The sequence below is a fragment of the Paenibacillus sp. PSB04 genome, assembly GCF_025809195.1.
Lineage (GTDB): Bacteria > Bacillota > Bacilli > Paenibacillales > Paenibacillaceae > Paenibacillus_AQ > Paenibacillus_AQ favisporus.
The window spans coordinates 1,983,742-2,000,659 of record NZ_CP081301.1 but is presented as its reverse complement, the minus strand read 5'-3'; the positions used below and the strand labels follow the sequence as shown (position 1 = coordinate 2,000,659).

The 16,918-nt window shown below is 57.9% G+C and carries 12 protein-coding genes; 1 reads left to right on the top strand and 11 read right to left on the bottom strand.

Translation table 11 applies throughout. From position 1 onward, the window contains the following. Positions 1-15 precede the first annotated feature (15 nt). From ureC to K2F33_RS09450, 3 genes are read right to left on the bottom strand one after another with little or no spacing between them, the layout of a single operon-like run. Positions 16-1,728 (bottom strand): urease subunit alpha, encoded by a 1,713-nt coding sequence (gene ureC, locus K2F33_RS09460; protein ID WP_263881522.1) that lies wholly within the window; start codon positions 1,726-1,728, stop codon positions 16-18. Further along, the gene (locus tag K2F33_RS09455) at positions 1,725-2,048 is read right to left on the bottom strand and encodes an urease subunit beta (protein WP_145138473.1); all 324 of its coding nucleotides are present in this window, start codon (positions 2,046-2,048) and stop codon (positions 1,725-1,727) included. The genes ureC and K2F33_RS09455 overlap by 4 nt, the downstream gene beginning before the upstream one ends. Positions 2,049-2,059: 11 nt before the next feature. Then, positions 2,060-2,362, bottom strand: coding sequence for an urease subunit gamma (locus tag K2F33_RS09450; protein WP_145026848.1), 303 nt, complete (start codon positions 2,360-2,362; stop codon positions 2,060-2,062). Positions 2,363-2,597: 235 nt separating this feature from the next. On the opposite strand from K2F33_RS09450, the gene K2F33_RS09445 reads away from it, so the two are divergent. Next, positions 2,598-3,542 (top strand): urea transporter, encoded by a 945-nt coding sequence (locus K2F33_RS09445; protein WP_263881521.1) that lies wholly within the window; start codon positions 2,598-2,600, stop codon positions 3,540-3,542. Positions 3,543-3,667: 125 nt separating this feature from the next. Here K2F33_RS09445 and K2F33_RS09440 read toward each other — a convergent pair whose 3' ends face one another. From K2F33_RS09440 to K2F33_RS09405, 8 genes are all read right to left on the bottom strand, one after another. Then, positions 3,668-6,208, bottom strand: coding sequence for a LamG-like jellyroll fold domain-containing protein (locus K2F33_RS09440; protein ID WP_263881520.1), 2,541 nt, complete (start codon positions 6,206-6,208; stop codon positions 3,668-3,670). A gap of 439 nt (positions 6,209-6,647) precedes the next feature. Continuing rightward, a complete protein-coding gene (locus K2F33_RS09435; protein ID WP_263882327.1) occupies positions 6,648-7,787 on the bottom strand; it encodes a glycoside hydrolase family 88 protein in 1,140 nt (379 codons plus the stop codon). 2 nt (positions 7,788-7,789) lie between these two features. Then, a complete protein-coding gene (locus tag K2F33_RS09430; RefSeq protein WP_263881519.1) occupies positions 7,790-9,649 on the bottom strand; it encodes a heparinase II/III family protein in 1,860 nt (619 codons plus the stop codon). A 33-nt stretch (positions 9,650-9,682) separates the two neighbouring features. Further along, positions 9,683-11,326 (bottom strand): response regulator transcription factor, encoded by a 1,644-nt coding sequence (locus K2F33_RS09425; protein WP_263881518.1) that lies wholly within the window; start codon positions 11,324-11,326, stop codon positions 9,683-9,685. After that, positions 11,319-13,124: a sensor histidine kinase gene (locus K2F33_RS09420; protein WP_263881517.1), complete on the bottom strand. Its 1,806-nt coding sequence runs from the start codon at positions 13,122-13,124 to the stop codon at positions 11,319-11,321. Before K2F33_RS09420 ends, K2F33_RS09425 begins: the two co-directional genes overlap by 8 nt. A 71-nt stretch (positions 13,125-13,195) precedes the next feature. Next, entirely contained in the window at positions 13,196-14,587 is a 1,392-nt protein-coding gene (locus tag K2F33_RS09415) for an ABC transporter substrate-binding protein (RefSeq protein WP_263881516.1), read from the bottom strand. 273 nt (positions 14,588-14,860) lie between these two features. Then, positions 14,861-15,700: a carbohydrate ABC transporter permease gene (locus tag K2F33_RS09410; RefSeq protein WP_089549131.1), complete on the bottom strand. Its 840-nt coding sequence runs from the start codon at positions 15,698-15,700 to the stop codon at positions 14,861-14,863. 21 nt (positions 15,701-15,721) lie between these two features. Next, positions 15,722-16,657, bottom strand: coding sequence for a carbohydrate ABC transporter permease (locus K2F33_RS09405; RefSeq protein WP_263882326.1), 936 nt, complete (start codon positions 16,655-16,657; stop codon positions 15,722-15,724). Positions 16,658-16,918: the final 261 nt, after the last annotated feature.

The window sequence follows — 16,918 nt, the reverse complement described above, 5'->3', positions numbered from 1 at the left end:
CGCTTACCTCCATGCTTAGAATAGGAAATACCTTTGGCCCATCGACACCTCGCTGACCGGATCACAGGTGATCAAATCCCCGTTCACCCGAACCTCGTATGTCTGCGGGTCTACCGTAATTTCTGGCGTTTCGCTGTTGAGCCGCATGTCCTTTTTCGTCAAAGAGCGAATGCCGCGGACGGGCAGGACGATTTTCTGCAGACCCAGCTTTTCGTGGACGCCCAGATCAAAGGCCGATTGCGATATAAACGTAGCGGAGCAGGAAGCCAGAGCTTTGCCGTACTGTGCATACATTGGCCGGTAGATGACCGGCTGCGGCGTCGGAATCGACGCATTGGCATCCCCCATCAGGCTCTGAACCACCATGCCGTTCTTCAGAATCAACTCGGGCTTCACCCCGAAAAAGGCCGGACTCCAAATGACCAGGTCGGCCATCTTGCCGACTTCGACCGAGCCCACATATTCGGAAATGCCATGGGTGATGGCCGGATTGATCGTATATTTGGCGACATATCGTTTCGCGCGGTTGTTGTCCGACCGTTCGCTGTCACCCTGCAGGGAGCCGCGCTGCTTTTTCATTTTGTCAGCGGTTTGCCAGGTACGCAGAATGACTTCCCCAATCCGGCCCATGGCCTGGGCATCGGAGCTGACCATGCTGAATACGCCCATGTCCTGCAAAATATCCTCTGCAGCAATCGTCTCGCGCCGGATCCGCGAATCCGCAAACGCCAAATCCTCCGGAATCGACGGATTGAGATGGTGGCATACCATGAGCATGTCCAGATGCTCGTCGATCGTGTTCACGGTATAGGGCAGCGTCGGATTGGTGGATGAAGGAAGCACGTTAAGGTAGCCGGCGGACTTGATCAAGTCCGGCGCGTGGCCGCCGCCCGCACCCTCGGTATGGTACATGTGGATCACCCGGCCCTTGATCGCGGCCATCGTGTTCTCCATGAAGCCCCCTTCATTGAGGGTATCGGCATGTACCGCTACCTGCACGTCATATTGGTCTGCCACGGTCAGCGCATGATCCAGTGCCGATGCCGTCGCTCCCCAGTCTTCGTGGACCTTCAGCCCGATCACACCCGCCCGTACCTGCTCTGCAAGGGGTTCGACCGCGGCGGCCTGGCCTTTACCGGTAAAGCCGACGTTGACCGGCATCCCTTCCGCAGCTTCCAGCATACGGTGGATGTTCCACTCTCCGGGGGTGACCGTCGTTGCCTTGGAGCCGGCCGTCGGGCCGGTTCCTCCGCCGATCAGCGTCGTCAGGCCGGAGGACAGGGCTGTTTCAATCTGGGAAGGACTGATGAAGTGCACGTGGCTGTCAATGCCGCCGGCCGTGACGATCATGCCTTCCCCGGCGATGATCTCCGTCGATGCCCCGATGACGATGTCCACCTTCTCCATCACCAGCGGATTGCCCGCCTTGCCGATACCGGCGATTTTCCCGTCCCGAATAGCGATATCCGCCTTGTAAATACCGGTATAATCCAGGATTACGGCGTTCGTGATCACGACGTCCGGGACCCCGTCGGCGCGGGTGACGAGCGGATGCTGTCCCATGCCGTCCCGGATGACTTTCCCGCCGCCAAACACCACTTCGTCCCCATAGTGGGTATAGTCTTTCTCGATTTGAATGATCAGGTCCGTATCCGCAAGCCGGATTGAATCGCCGGTTGTCGGGCCGTACATTTGCGAATACTGCGTTCTTGGCATCCGGAAAGTCATGGTCGGGGGCCCCCTTCCACGGAACCGTCGGTTTTATTGTTGAAGCCGTATACGCGTCGCTCTCCGCCGTAACTTACCAGCTCAACTTCCTTCTCATCCCCCGGTTCGAAGCGGACTGCCGCCCCTGCCGGAATATTCAGATGCATGCCGAAGCCGTCTTTGCGATTAAACTGCAGCGCTTCGTTCACTTCATAGAAGTGGAAATGGGACCCGACCTGTACCGGGCGGTCGCCCGTGTTGGTCACCTTCGTCCGGGACACGACCCTTCCCTCATTGCACACAATGTCTTCGTCTTGCAAAAATAATTGCCCTGGGATCATCACGATTCCTCCTATCGTATCGGATTATGTACGGTGACGAGTTTAGTGCCGTCGGGAAAGGTAGCCTCCACCTGAATATCGTGGATCATTTCGGGTACGCCCTCCATGCAATCGGCACGGGTCAGTATGGTCGCCCCATACTCCATCAGTTCGGCAACGGTACGTCCGTCCCTCGCCCCTTCCAATACCTCATAGGTAATGTAGGCAATAGCTTCCGGGTGGTTTAACTTAAGCCCCCTTTCCTTGCGGCGTCTTGCAAGATCCGCGGCGACAACAATCAATAACTTATCAACCTCACGCGGCAGCAGCTGCATTGTGCTTTCGGCCTCCTTATCCATTCGGATACATTTGTGTGCGGATATCTCTTTTCGATTTCCCGTCCGCGGTGCGCTTGTTTAATGGCCTTTCCGGGCCAAAAACTTTGTGATTGATAACCCCGCAGCCTTAATATATCATAAATTATATATATAATAAATTACATATAGCTATCACATGTTGTCATGGAGGGATGCCCGCATATCTCGAAACACTACAAAGGAAATGGGGAATATGATGCTGAAAATCGAACGACATCTCTTCGGGGCTTGGAGACTGCCCGCTTTTGCGGAAGCTGTTCTGAAGGGGATTTCCCAGGTGATCCTGGTCGAAAATGCCGTCTCCGGCCTCCTCATCCTGATCGCCATCCTAATCTCCTCGATTCAGGTTGGCGTCATCGCGCTGCTGTCGGCCTGCATCGCTACGCTGATCGGCTGGTGGGGCGGCGCCGACCGCGATGCGGTCAAGCAGGGACTGCTCGGCTACAACTCGGTGCTGGCCGGCATCTCGTTATCACTCTATCTGGGAGGCTCGGACCGGTGGGTCATCGCGCTGGCCGGTGCCGCAGCCGCCGCCCTCCTCACAGCCGCCATGATGCATGCGATGCGGGGCAGCGGGCTCCCCGTGCTGACGCTCCCTTTCATTGTCGTCACTTGGTTTCTGCTCATGGCATCCTACCGGCTGAGCCTGTTCCGGCTGAGCCCGGACCTTGCTCCGCAGGACCTGTCCCACTGGACGCTTCATCCAGAAGGAGCCATCCACCTGTTCCGCAGTCTCGTGGACGGCGTCGGACAAGTCTACTTCCAGGACGGGATTTGGCCGTGCCTGCTGATTTGGGTCGCCGTGCTGTGGGGGAACTGGCGCCTTGGCATTTATGCAGCCATCGGCTCTATAGCCGGGTGGCTTACCGCATTGGGACTTGGCGCGGAAATATCGCTGATGAACCTCGGCTTGTACGGGTACAACGCCGTCCTGACTATCCTCGCCGTCGGCGCCGTATTTGACGCCAAAAGCCGCTGGGCGCCGTTCACCGGGCTGATTGCCGCCGCGGTAACGGTGCCGGTTACGGCCGGCATCGATACCTGGATTCTGCCTTACGGCCTGCCCGCGCTGACCCTGCCATTTGTGCTCAGCACCTGGTTGTTCCTCGCCGCGCGCAAAGTACTGCCGAACCTGTAACCGCTGCTAAAGAAAATAAATTCTGTAATCTTCAAAAAAGGGACAAAAGAGGGACAAAGCGAAAGGTCATCTTTCGCTTTGTCCCTCTTGTTTGTGGCCAGAATAGAAACTGGCCCCTCCATTGTTTAAGACGGATTCTTGGCCAAATCCGCTGCCTGCGCTGGCGTCAGAGCGCCATCGTACACGCGCAGCTCGTCGATCAGCCCTTTAAACGGCGGATCCCACCAGTTGACGCCCAGGCTAAAGCTTGCCTTCGTGCCGGTAAACCAGTCCGGGAAGTTCGCTCCCTTGAACTTCTGCACCCCATTCACGTACACGGTCAGCGTGCCATTCTCCGCGGAAAAGGCCAGATGCGACCACTCGCCGGTCGGAATGGTCAGTCCGGTCGCCCCGTCATACCAGATCGTGCTGCCCGACCAGACCATCGTATTGTTGGCGACGGCTCCCCGTGGCACGAGGCTCACCCAATGGTCGCCGTCCTTCGCGCCAAAGAAGGCCGTCGTGTACGTCGTCAGCTCCTCCGGTTTGATCCACAGCGCAACCGAATAGGCATTGCTTGAAATCAGTCCGTCCGGCAGCCGGATCCCGGAGGCTCCGTCGAACTTGGCGGCCTGGCCTTGTCTGCCCTCGGCGAAGGTGATGCTGCCGCCGGACTTGTCAATCCGGTCGCCGGTCACCGTACCTGCGGCAAACCGCCCCTGACTGTCCGCAAAGCTGCCCTCAAGTCCGTAATAAGCAGACAGCTTGGCGTCCTGGTACGGCAGAACGGTCACCGTAAAGGACTTCGTCAGCGAAGCGCCGCCTTTGGTGATTGTCGCAGTGAGCACCGCTTGAACCGGGGCGCCGCCCGCCGGACGGTGCACCTCACCTTTGGCCGATACGACCGCTTCGTCCGAGCTCTTCCAGGAAATCGCGGTGTGCCGGGTTCCTTCCGCCGGAAGGGCGAGGTCCGACACGACCTTCGCCGTATCCCCCAGACTCAGATCGTTGTATACGTCCTGAACCAGCGCCTGATCGGTTTTGTCTTCAAGCCGGCTGCCCCAGACCGCCACGCCCTCCCGCGAAGAAGCCGTGAAGGTCATGACATAACGCTCGGACACCGGATCCCAGCCGCTGGCGAAGACGCCCTTGTACACGGAACCGGCAATGACAAGCTCCGCCTCGTTGTGCCCGGTCTTTTTCCAAATGCCGGTCACATCGCCTGAAATCGTGTTGTCCTTGTTCAGCCGGATATACACGGAGGACTGGATATCCGCGGTCGTCCCTTTTCCGTGGTTGATGAATTTATATTCCCCGATCAGGTCCTGACGGTCCACCTTGCTTAACGTTTCTCCTGCATACCGGTATGGGGCAACCACCGGCCAGCCGTCCGCATTCATGTACATTTGATGCACCCGCACCTCATGCGCTTCGCCCATCTGCGGGAAACGGGTATGGAAGACGAGGAACCGCTTGCCGGTCGCATCATCCAGCAGCACGGAGTTATGCCCTGGAGACACATAGCCTACGCCGATGCCGGTTCCCGGATCGCCCACGTCTCTGGCAAACAGGTAGTTCCCCATCAGCTTGTTGCCGTACGGCGCGTTGTCCGTGTCTCCGGGCAGAACGGCGTTCTGGCCCTGGGCATCCACATACGGTCCGTCCGGGTTCTTCGCGCGGAACACCCGCATGTTGTAACCGCCGTCGGCTCCAAGCCAGCCGTAGGTCATGTACAGGTAGTAGTAGCCGGTAGCTTTATCAAACACCACATACGGACCTTCGCCCGATTTGCCGTAACCTCCGGCCACCTTCGTGCCGAAATACCGGTCCACCAGGCGTCCGTCGGCGGTCTTGCCGTCTTTGCCGGGATATTTCACCTTGCCGGTCTTCGGGTCCACGGGAAGGACGAAGATACCACCGGACCAGGAGCCGTAAGACATCCAGAGCTGCCCGTTTTTGTCATAGTACAGGTTCGGATCGATCGCATTCGGATACGTGCCGTTGGCAAACGACCCGTCAGCGTTGAACCAGGCGCCGCTTGCCCCGCTGAGCTGTCCGCCGTCGATCAGCTTCGGAATATTCGTGTTCGTCCACTTTTTATTGATCACGCTGTCCTTATCCGTGGCATCGCCCTCCGTAAAGCCGGAGTACACCAGGGTATCGACATACTGATAAGGCCCCTCGATCTTTGGCGACACAGCAAACCCGATGGCCGACCGGATATACGTCGAGGACGTGCAGTAGTACAGCATATAGGCGCCTTTGGTGCCGTCCGTATTCACATATTCGGGATTCCAGAACACGTCGGGAGCCCACACGGAAAAACCGCCCTTGCTGTCCGAATCATTTTGTCCGGCCCAGGCGAACGACCCGGCCAAATTTTGCGCCAGATCGCCATACAGCACGTTGCCCGGCGTCGTATACCCGTTCGTAAACCGGGTCCAGCTCTGCAGGTCCTTTGATCGGGCCGCTTCAATATGCGAACCGAATACGTAATACGTATCCCCGTCCTTCACGATGGATGGATCGTGTACGGATACGTTTTGATACACCGGCACCTGTCCCTGCTCCTCCTGTGTCTTGCCGCCTTTCTGCGCCGTACTGTCCGGCCCGGTGCCAAATACCTGCCCCGGAACCGTGACGAACAGCATCATCATCAACAATGCCGAAACCCACCTTCTGTTCATGTTTGCTCCCTCCAACAAATAAAATTTTCAAAAAATAAGATCATTCAACCTTTGGCGAAAACGCATTCATTGATCCGCACAGCGCTGCTTCATCGTGACGCCTGCAGCGGCCCGGCGACCGATCCCTCCCTTGTTACCGTTTCATCAACCTGTAAACCGCTTTCAACACGTATTTTATTTAGATAAAACTAAAATGTTTTAAATAATCATATAATGATAATCATTAAATTTCAATCGTCTTCGGAAAATATTTAACTTATCGCTGCTGAAATAACAGTTATCACCCTCATTAAGTTTATAAAAGTATAAAACAAAAAAAAGGAATGAGACCCTAAAGTCCCATTCCTTTCGTCCGTTCAAGTATTCAGCTGTAAAAAACGGCTTTGACCGCTCAACCTTGCACGTTCAAATCGCCCATACGCCGCAATACAACGCCCGCTTATTCCCAATAAAACGGTCCTTTCCCCTGCAGCCGGGCGAGGCCTTCCACGAAGAAAAAGTCGCCGTAAATCAGCGGCACGTCCACATTCGTTTGGTTCGGATAATGGCTTGTCCCATGCAAAATGAGGCCTTCCTGCGCATGATCGTCAAAAGCGCCGTAGTTCGCGTATAGCGACTCCAGCATGCGCACGGCCGGCTCACGGTAGACGGCTGCTTCCAGCTCACCCACCTGGTCCGACAGCAGGAGCAGCCCGCTGGCCGCGCACGCGCCGGCCGAGGAGTCGCGGTACTGCCTTTCTTCCAGCGGCGCCCGGAAGTCCCAGTGCGGCACGTGGTCCTCCGGCAGATTGGCAAGGAAGAAGTGGGCGGCGCGCTTGGCCGTGTCCAGATAGGTTTGCTTGCCGGTATGATGATAGGCCAGCGTCAGGCCGTAGATGGCCCAGGCCGTGCCGCGGGACCAGGCCGACTCCGGCGCATAACCCTGGCCGCCGAGGCCGCCGATGCGCTCGCCCGTGTCCGGGTCGTAGCGCATGATGTGGTACACGGAGCCGTCCGGCCGGACAAAGTCGGCGGCCACCGTGTCCATATGCGCCTCAGCGACGTGGCGGTACCGCGGATCGCCGGTCATGGCGGACGCCTGGAACAGCAGCGGCACGTTCATGGCGCAGTCAATGATGGCGACGCCGGCATTGTCCTCGCCTGCGGACCACGGATTCCAGGCGCGGATGAACCGGCCTTTCAAATTAAAGCGGGCGGCCAGGTAATTCGCCGCCTTGAGCGCCCTCCGCTTCGACTCCTCGCTTCCCGTCAGCTTGTAGGAAGCCAGGCTCGTCAGCGTCCACATAAATCCGAGGTCATGGTCGAGACGGGTGTAGCCGTCCAATACTTCATCGAGCCGGGCCTCGCATTCCTCGGCGATCCCCCGCAGACGCTCGTCCCCGCTGCCGTTATACAGCAGCCAGAGCAGCCCCGGCCAGAAGCCCGCCGTCCACCAGTGCGGGGGTTCCAGCACATACTCGCCGTTTGGGCTGGCATGGGGAAATCCCGCCCCGATGCGCTGGCTCGTGCGCCGGACTTTATCCAGCGCCTTGCCCCAAGCTTCATTTACCCATACCGCTTGCGCGGCCTGTTCCGTCATATTCACTCCCGATCCCCGCTTTCCCTGTCATTTGGCTCAAACTCAAAGGTGACGGCGACCCGGATGGAGGGCTCCGGCTTCCGGACCGTCAAATCGATCGTGTACCATTCGGCTTCGCATCCGTCATGGTCCATAAACATCCGCCGGGTGATCTCCGGCGAGAGCATCCCGCCGTCATAACGCATAATCAGCTTCAAGCCCTGCTCTCCTGATCCTTGGAGCTCGATCCGGTCCCCCGCAAGCCGCGGCCGGACGCGGGTGACAAAACGCTCCACCACCGAGCTTGGCGCTCCTGCAAACCGATACTCGTCCGTAAGGGCCAGACTCGGCAGCCCGCCCTGCATCTCCCAGCGGAGCGCACGGCGCAGGCTTTCCAGCCCCGCGTACCGGTAAGCTTGCGTGAGGTCCACGCCAAACACAGCTCCAGCCTCATCGGCATAAGCCTCTTCGACCACCGCCCGGCTGTCCTCTCCTTCGGCCTGATACTGGCCGCCGACGATCGGCACGCTGTGCCCCTGCGAGCCGTTGCAGTCGTAGGTGTAGCGCTCCGGTCCGAAATACGACTTCGTGTATTCCCCGCTGCCGAGGTCGGCGAGGAAAAACTCGCCGTCCCCGTACAGCATGAACTGCCCGAGGTCGTTATGGTTGTGGGGCTCGGCGTTATGCCCGCCTTTGGCTGCAAAGCCGAACGCGCAGCCGGGGCCGGCATGCCGCCAGATGAGCCACTGTGCGTCGGGCAGGTAGTCGAAGAACGGCCTCCACTCGCTCTGGGCCGGCTCCCCGCTCCGCCACAGCAGATTCCGGATGGCCGGCGCCCAGCGGCTGCAGTGATCCTCCGTAAACGCAGCCCGGAGACGGGCCGGCGGCCGCTGGAACTCCGGATACAGGCCGGCCAAATAATCCGACAGCCCCGGCTGGATGCTGCCGCTTGGCCTGGAGTCGGAGAAGTTCGCCACCGCGCTTCCGCCAAGAAAGCATGTTTGCTGAAACAGCGCGATGCGGCGGACCTTGTCGCTGGCGAACCAGTCCAGCCGTCCTCGGGACCGCTTCCGGAGCAGATCGGCGTAATACGTAAAATAACCGAATCCGTAATTCCAGTACCCGAGCCCCTCCTGACAGGCGCCGTCTTCACCGAACCCCGTCAGGTAGCAGTGCATGCTTCTCTCCGCCTTCGCCAGAACGGCCGCCAAACGGTCCGCATCCTCCAGCAGCAGCAGCGCCGCCGCGCCGATCGAACCGGCGCACACGGCGGACCAATTATGTACGGCCGACTCCCAGTGAAACTCCCGGGCCAAATACGGCTCGAACAGGCGGCGATGCACTTCATCCCGAATTCGGCTCCGGATCAGGGGCGGCAGATCGTCGCCCGCCAGGTACAGCAGCTCGCTGAGCGCAAAGCCGGTTTCGGCACTGAACAAATCGATCTCTCCCCCGGCGTCCCCTTCCCCCAAGTGGGCGGGGAGGCACCAGGTGTACTCCTCCAAAATAAGCCACAGCGTATCGCACAGTGCCTCGCGGTATTCATCCCGCTCCGGCTCAAGCATCGTCAGAATCGCAAAGGTGTTCAGCCGGCGGCGCCGCTCGAAATACACCCGCTCATACCCAAGCCGGCGCCCCGTACGGGCAAAGTCGGCATACAGCGAGTACGTTAATACCGGCAGCGGCAGTCCAAGCAGCCGCTGACCTTCCGCCTGAATTTCACGCCGGTCCGCTTCATACAGGTCCGAGGTCCGGACCTTCTGCCAGAAACGGGCCGCGTCGCCGTCCGGATAATATAGGTCCAACCCGGCGGGAACCATGTCATGAGCCACTTCCTTCAGGGACGGACTTCCTTGCTCATGACGGGATGATGATTCCAGCAATTGCGAATCCTCCTCTCTTATGCGGTCCAAGCCTCACCGCAGCCGGCTCCGGTATTCGACCGGGGTCACGCCGGAATAAGATTTGAATGTCTTAATGAAATAGCTTTGATTGTCATAGCCCAGCTGCTCGCAAATCTCCCCGACGGTCGCTCCCGTCCGGTCCAGCAGCTCCTGGGCCCGCATCATTTTGAGCCGGGTCACGTATTCGATAAAGGTGCTGCCCGTCTCCTTCTTGAACAGCCGGCAGAAGTAGCTGGTGTTCATGTGGAGGTGCTCCGCCACCTCGTCCAGCGAAATCCGGCTGTGCAGCCGCCGCGTGACGTACAAGCAGGCTTCGATAATCTCGGGCCGTCTGCCGGACTTATGTCCGCCAAAATCGGTCGCCGCCCACGACTCCAAATGCCCGTTCAGCCAGGCATGAAGATCTGCAAGCGAATCGATGTCCGCGATTTCCTTGTGGAGCGTATCCGCGGACGATGCCGTCGAAACGGAAGGGATGGCTTGCAGCTTCAGCTTCAAATCGAGCAGCAGCTTGAGGACCCAATCCTTCACCGCCTCCGGCGGATACCGCTCCTTGCGGATCCTCGCGGTCCAGGCGGCCGTCGCCGACCGGATCGCCTGCGGCTCCCGGTCCAGTAAGGCCCCGCGCAGCTCGCCAAGTGCCTCATCGTAGAAGCTGAACAGATCCCGCGGCGGCAGGTCATCCCCTTCCGGCTCCGGCTCCAGCCTCGGCCTTGATGCGCGCAGCTTCACCGTCTCTCCGGGTTCCAGATAGAAACGCGGCCCGCCCGAGGCCAGCAGACCGCCGAGCGCCTGCTTCAAGCTCTCCGGCGAAGCGCAGGGCTCGCTGATGCACAGCGACATGTCAACCTTAAGTACTTTTCGCAGCGCGGACTGGATTTCCTTCAGCATCTGCGCCGTTTCCTCATAAAAATTCCGATGGAGCCCCGGCTTGCCGGAGAAAAACAGCAGCCAGGTTCTGGCATCGTAACCCGTGTGTACCCCGTATGGTGCAAAGTTCTCCAGCACTTCCTTCATGACGTTGCCGACGGCAAAACGCAGCGTTTGATCCGAAAAGAAGCGGTATTTCACCTGCCGGTAGTTCTCCAGAAATCCAGCGACCGGCAGGGTGTGCTCGCCTTCCCGGAGCAGGCCGTACTCGGCTGCTTCCTTCCTCCAGTTCTCCGGGGACAGCAGGGGCAGATCGATGAGGTTTTTCAGACTCTGTTCCTTCCGCAGCTCCTTCGCCTCATCATACATGCGCTTCATCCGGCTGTGCTCCCATCCAGCCTGCTTCTCCTCATCCATCGCCTGCTTGAACCGGGTGAGCCGCTGTACCAGATCCTCCGGGTCAAGGGTGTCCTTCAGCAGATAGTCCTGTACGTTCAGACGGACGGCCTGCTGCGCATACTGAAACTCGCTGTGACAGGACAAAATGGCGATTCGCACGGCGGGATTCAGCTCCCGGATGCGTCCCGACAGCTCCAAGCCGTCCATCTTGGGCATCCCGATATCCGTAATGAGAATATCCGGGGTCTGGCGCTGGGCCTGCTCCCAGGCGCTCCATCCGTTCTCGTGGGTGGACATCAGCCTCAGCCCGAGCTCCTCCCAGCGGATCGTTTCTGACAGCAGCTCAATCACGGGGTAATCATCGTCAGCCAGCATGACATTATACATCCCGCAGACCCTCCTTCCGTGGAATATGCATCTCAATCACGGTTCCGGCCCCCGGCTCGCTGTTCACGCAAGCCTGGAATCCATCGCCGAACATCATGTTCATCCGCTCCGCCACATTGGGCAGGCCAATGCCTGAAAAGGAGCCGCTTGACGGCGAAGGCTCCGCTTCATAGGCGGCTCCGTTCAGGATCCGCATCAGCTCCTGCCTCCGCTCCTCTTCCATTCCCGCGCCGTCGTCAGCGACCGTCAGAATGATCCGCTCCTCCTCCGTCACCGCCCGGATCGATATCGTGCCTGCCTGGCGGCTCAGCCCATGAATCATCGCATTTTCGACCAGGGGCTGCAGGAAGAAGCGCGGCACTTTGATCAGAAACGCCTCCGGGTCAATATCCAGCTGCAGCACGGCCTCCTCCTTCTGCCGCAGGTTCATCAGGGCGACGTAATGGGAAATCAGGTCGATCTCCTCATGCAGCAAAATCTCGTCGTCCTCGCGGCTGATCGTCATGCGGAGCAGGACCGACAGCGAGCCGATCATTTTGGCGCTCTCCGGATCGCCGCGCTTCATCACCTTCATCCGGATGGAATTTAACACGTTGAACAAAAAATGGGGATGAATCTGCGCCTGCAGCATTTTAAGCTCGGCCCTTCGCTTGCGGGCCTGGTGGTCCGACACCTCGGCGATCATCTCTTTGACCCGGTCCAGCATCTGGTCGAACAGCAGTCCGAGCCGCCCGATCTCATCGTTGCCGGCAACGCCTGAACGCACGTCCAGGTTGCCGCGCTGCACCGCGTTCGTTACCTTGCCAAGCCGGACGAGCGGCGTCGTGAACCTGCGCACCAGCACGATCAGCAGCAGAAGGAACACGAAGAACGAGATCATTTCGAACAGAAATACTTTGCTGAAGATGGCATTCAGGTCCACGATTGCGTCCTGATACGGCTGCATCAGCACGAGATGCCAGCCGTTCATCGGAATCTCCTGCTCCACTACCAGGAACTTCTCCCCGTCGATCCGTTCAATCGAATACGGCTTGGTTCCCTCGTTCAGATCAGCATAAGCAAACTTCCTGCCGATTTGGCCGGCCGGTCCCGATACGATCGTGCCCGCGCTGTCTACCATCAGCACCCGGTTTCCCTTGGAGAGCCGGTCAAAGATGCCGCTAACCTGATCCTCCACCCAAGACACCACCACATAGCCGTAAATTTCCGAATTGGCCAGCCGCAGCGACCGGGCTATGGATAGCTGGTAAGGGTGATCGGCTTGATCCTGCACGTAGACGGTTCGCTCAGGCCCGGTCCAATAAGACTCCAGCCCTCTCAGCTCCTTCATCTGTCTGAACCAGGGCTGCCGGGTCAGGTCCGGCGGATTGTAATCGCTTACGGAATAATTCATGTAATACGCCCCGTTTGTCAGCAGCACGGTCACATACGTCTGCTCGCCGACCACCGTTAGGCTGTCGAGCTGCTCCAGCACCCGGTTCGCATCGGTAAACCGGCGGTACGGATCCTTCTCCTCATTGCCTGAGGCGACCTGCTTGAAATAGGTGTTCAAACCGGAATTGACTTGAATGTAATTGGCAATGTTCAGCTTGCTGGACAGCAGGTTCGTGACGGATCCGGCCACCAGCTGCAGCGAATCCCTCGCGTTCGATACGGCCTGCCGCTTCACCGCCTCCCGCGATAAGCCGTTGTACACGATCAGGCTGATGACCGCGGGAACGACGATGCAGACAATCGACGCAAAGATGAGCTTGTGGCGAATCGAGCGCAGCGCCAAGTGCCGCAGCCGGTTGATCATGATGGTCCCCCCAGGGTACAAAAAAGGGACGAAATCGCCGTCCCCCGTTTTTGGATCATATTATACCAAAATTATTTTTGGTTGGATTCGATGATTTTGTTCACGCGCTCCTGCGAGTTTTTCACCGTTGCATCGATATCCTGGTTGCCGAGGATCAGCTTCTCGTATTCCTCGTTGACCGCTTTGAACACTTCGGCCTGGTAGGACGCCGGCGGTACGATCGCCGATGCTTTCGAGGCGACCAGCGTGTCGACCAATGACTTCTTGTCGACCTTCTCCGGGGTTTTCGTGCCGGCGAGGATCGTATCGATAATCCGCTCCACCTGGTCGCTCTTCACCTGACTCCAGGCCGGAATATTTTTACCTTGGACCGTCTGCCCTTCGGTCGTGTACCAGCGCACAAACTTGTAGGCTTCTTCCTTATGCTTCGACTTTGCGGCGACAGCGACATAATCTGTCGTGACCGGGGTGATGCCCGTGGGATCGCCCTCTTTGTTTTTCGGGAACGGCGCCACGGCGACGTTAAACTCCAGCGGTACCTTATCCGTCCCGCCGATTTCGGTATTCATCCAGCTGCCGATCACGATCATGCTCGCCGATTGGTTAAAAAACTGCGTCCGGTAATTGAGCTTCTGCGAAATCATATCGGTATACGGAACGGAGGACTGGTCCTCTTTTTCCATTTTCAGCCGCAGTTCCAGCGTCGCCCGGAAATTGGGATCATCCAGATTCGAGGAGCCGTCGGCCTTGAGAAAGTCGGAGTTTTCCGGCTGATTCTCCATCTTCAGCTTCAGGAATTCCAGCCAGCCCCCGCCCTGCGGGCCATGGAAGTACGTGCCGTAGCGCTTGCTTGCGCCTTCGCCCTTGGTGAGCTTTTTCGCATAATCGGCAAACTGGTCCCACGTCCAATCTGTCGGCACGCTCAAGCCCGCTTCATCCAAATGGTCCTTGTTCAACAGCACATACCACGGGTTGAACTTGCCCGGAAGCGCATACACCTTGCCGTTCAGGCGGGTATCGACTTTATAATCCGTCTCTTCCTTATAACCGTCCTTGGCAATGTAGTCGTCCAGCGGTTCCGCCATGCCCAAAGCTACGCGCTGAGCGTATCCGGCCGGATCGCTGAACATCAGGATGTCCATCTGTGCGGAGGACGCCGCCTCCAGGTCCAGCTTCTTGGAAGCCTCCTGTGTATCGCCTTTTTCACTGAGCTGCACCAGCTCGATCGTGACGCCGGGGTTGGCGTCTTCGTAGGCCTTGAGCGTCTTGCTCCAATTGTAAGCTTCCTCGGTTCCATAGGTGTATAATCTGAGGTTGACCTTGTCCTGGCCGCCGCTTGATCCGCCGGAGCCGGACGCCGCCCCTTCGCTATCCCCGCCGCCGCTGCTTCCCCCGCAGCCTGACAGCAAACTGATCAGCAGCATGCCGGCTGCCGCGCCGGTAAGCCATCTTTTTCTCTTCATCCCTCAATAACCTCCCTTGGATTATGCTTGCCGTGAAAATGCTTCTACCGCCAACTGCCATACAGCTAACAGGACACCGGCCTCGGGCCGTTTGCCCGCTTATCCGCCTGCGTCCGTGTGCCTCCGCATGCCTCGGTGTGCTCCGTATACCTCCTCCGTATGCCCACCGCTTGCCGGCTGCGTTTTCCCGTATCTGACGCTTTGATTATACCGGGGCCACTCCCCCGGCTCATGACGTTAAATTGACCGTTGATCCTGCTATTTTGACGGATGCTAGCCCTTGACTCCACCGAGGGCGATACCTGCGATGACGTTTTTTTGCCCAATGATAAAAATCAGCAATAGCGGGAAAATGGCGGATACCGCCGCGGCCATAATCAGCGAGTAGAACTCCCCGCTTAAAGACGTAAACTTCTGCATCGCCAGCGGAATCGTAAACAGCCGGTCGCTCCGCAGAAAGATCAGCGGATTCTGATAATCGTTCCATGTCCAGATAAAACGCAGAATGGCGTAGGTCGCCACCGCCGGCTTTACGAGCGGCAGCGCGATCGAGGAGAAGATGCGGGGATGGCCCGCGCCGTCGATTTTCGCCGACTCGATGAATTCCTGATGAATGCCCATAAAGAATTGACGAAGCATGAACGTGCCCAGCACGCTGAAGCTGCCCAGAATGATCAGGCCGAAATGGCTGTCGAACAAGCCGATGTTGCGGTATAAAATAAACTGCGGAATCAGGATCGCCTGCCCCGGAATCATGTAGGTGACCAGTACGATCATGAACAGCCAGCGCCCTGCGGCAAACTGGATTTTGGAGAAGCCGTAGGCGGCCAGGGCCGACGCCGTGCAGGAAATCAGCGTCGTCAGCACGCTTACCTTGATCGAGTTCCAGTAATAGAGATAAAAAGGGTAATCGCCGAACCATACTTCTTTATAATTCGCCACCGCGTTCCATTTCCTTGGGATCCACTGGATCGGGTAGACGAAGACGTCCTTTTCGATCTTGAAGGAAGTGACCAGCATCCAGATGAACGGCATCAGAAACAGGATGCTGACCGCCAGCATGACCGCGGTGATGACCAGCCTGCGCCAGTCGGGCCCGGTACGTGTCGTCATTTTCCGCTCAGCTCCTTTCGCTTAGTAATTGACCCATTTCTTCTGGGCGGACCACTGTCCAAGGGTAATCAGCATAACAAAGGCGAACAGAACGGCGGCGATCGCCGAAGCATAGCCCACCTTCAAATTGACGAATGCCGTGTCGTACAGGTACCAGACCATCATCGTCGTAGAGCCCACCGGGCCTCCCTGTGTCATCACTGCAATGATATCGAACACTTTGAACGTCGAAATGATGCCCGTTACCATCAGGAAAAAGGACGTCGGCGACAGCAGCGGCACCGTAATCCGGGTGAATTTTGTCCAACCGTTCGCGCCGTCGATGTCAGCCGCCTCGTACAGGTCGCGCGGGATTGACTGCAGCCCGGCGATATAAATGATCATGTTGAAGCCGATGGAGATCCAGACCGAAATCATCATGATCGACAGCAGCGCAAAATGCGGATCGGCAATCCATTTTGGCGGATGCTCCACCCCAATCGATTTGAGCAATTCGTTGATCGGGCCGTAGGAGGGCTGAAACAGCACCTGCCAGACGACGGCGACCGCGACGACGCTCGAGATATAGGGCATGAAGTAAGCGACTTTGAAGTAGCTCTTCATGTATACGAACCGGTCGATCAGGATGGCGAGCACCATCGAAATGAACATGTACACCGGCACGGTCAGCAGAAAGATGACATTATTGCGGACCGATTTAATAAACATGTCATCATGAAGCAAATTTTGAAAATTTTCAAACCCGACCCAGCGGATGCCGTTCCACCCCTGCACAAAGTTCCAGTCGGCGAATCCGAGCACCATCGTTGCGACGATCGGCAACAGCACAAGGATGAATACCCCGAGCAGCATCGGGCTGACGAACAGCATTCCCCACAGCGTTTCGCCCCGCTGGAGGGAGCCGCTCTTCCGGGTTCGTTTCCCTATGCCCGGCGGCGCTGCCGCGGCTGTTTCCATTCGTTGTTCCAAGCTCCACACCCCGTTTCTTCTGCATTCCTTAAAACCTGATTTGATTAAAAGAAAAACGTCTATCGACGTGCCTTCAAAGAAGACAGACCGCGTATAGCGGAAGTTTTTCTTGCAATCTCAGGAAGCAATGGCTCTGGATTTTATACTTGATATTATAAAAAAAATACCGTCAGCAACTTTGACGGTATTTTGATCATATTCACGCTAATTTTTACTTTTTTCAGCAGCGGAACTCCAAACCTGCACTGC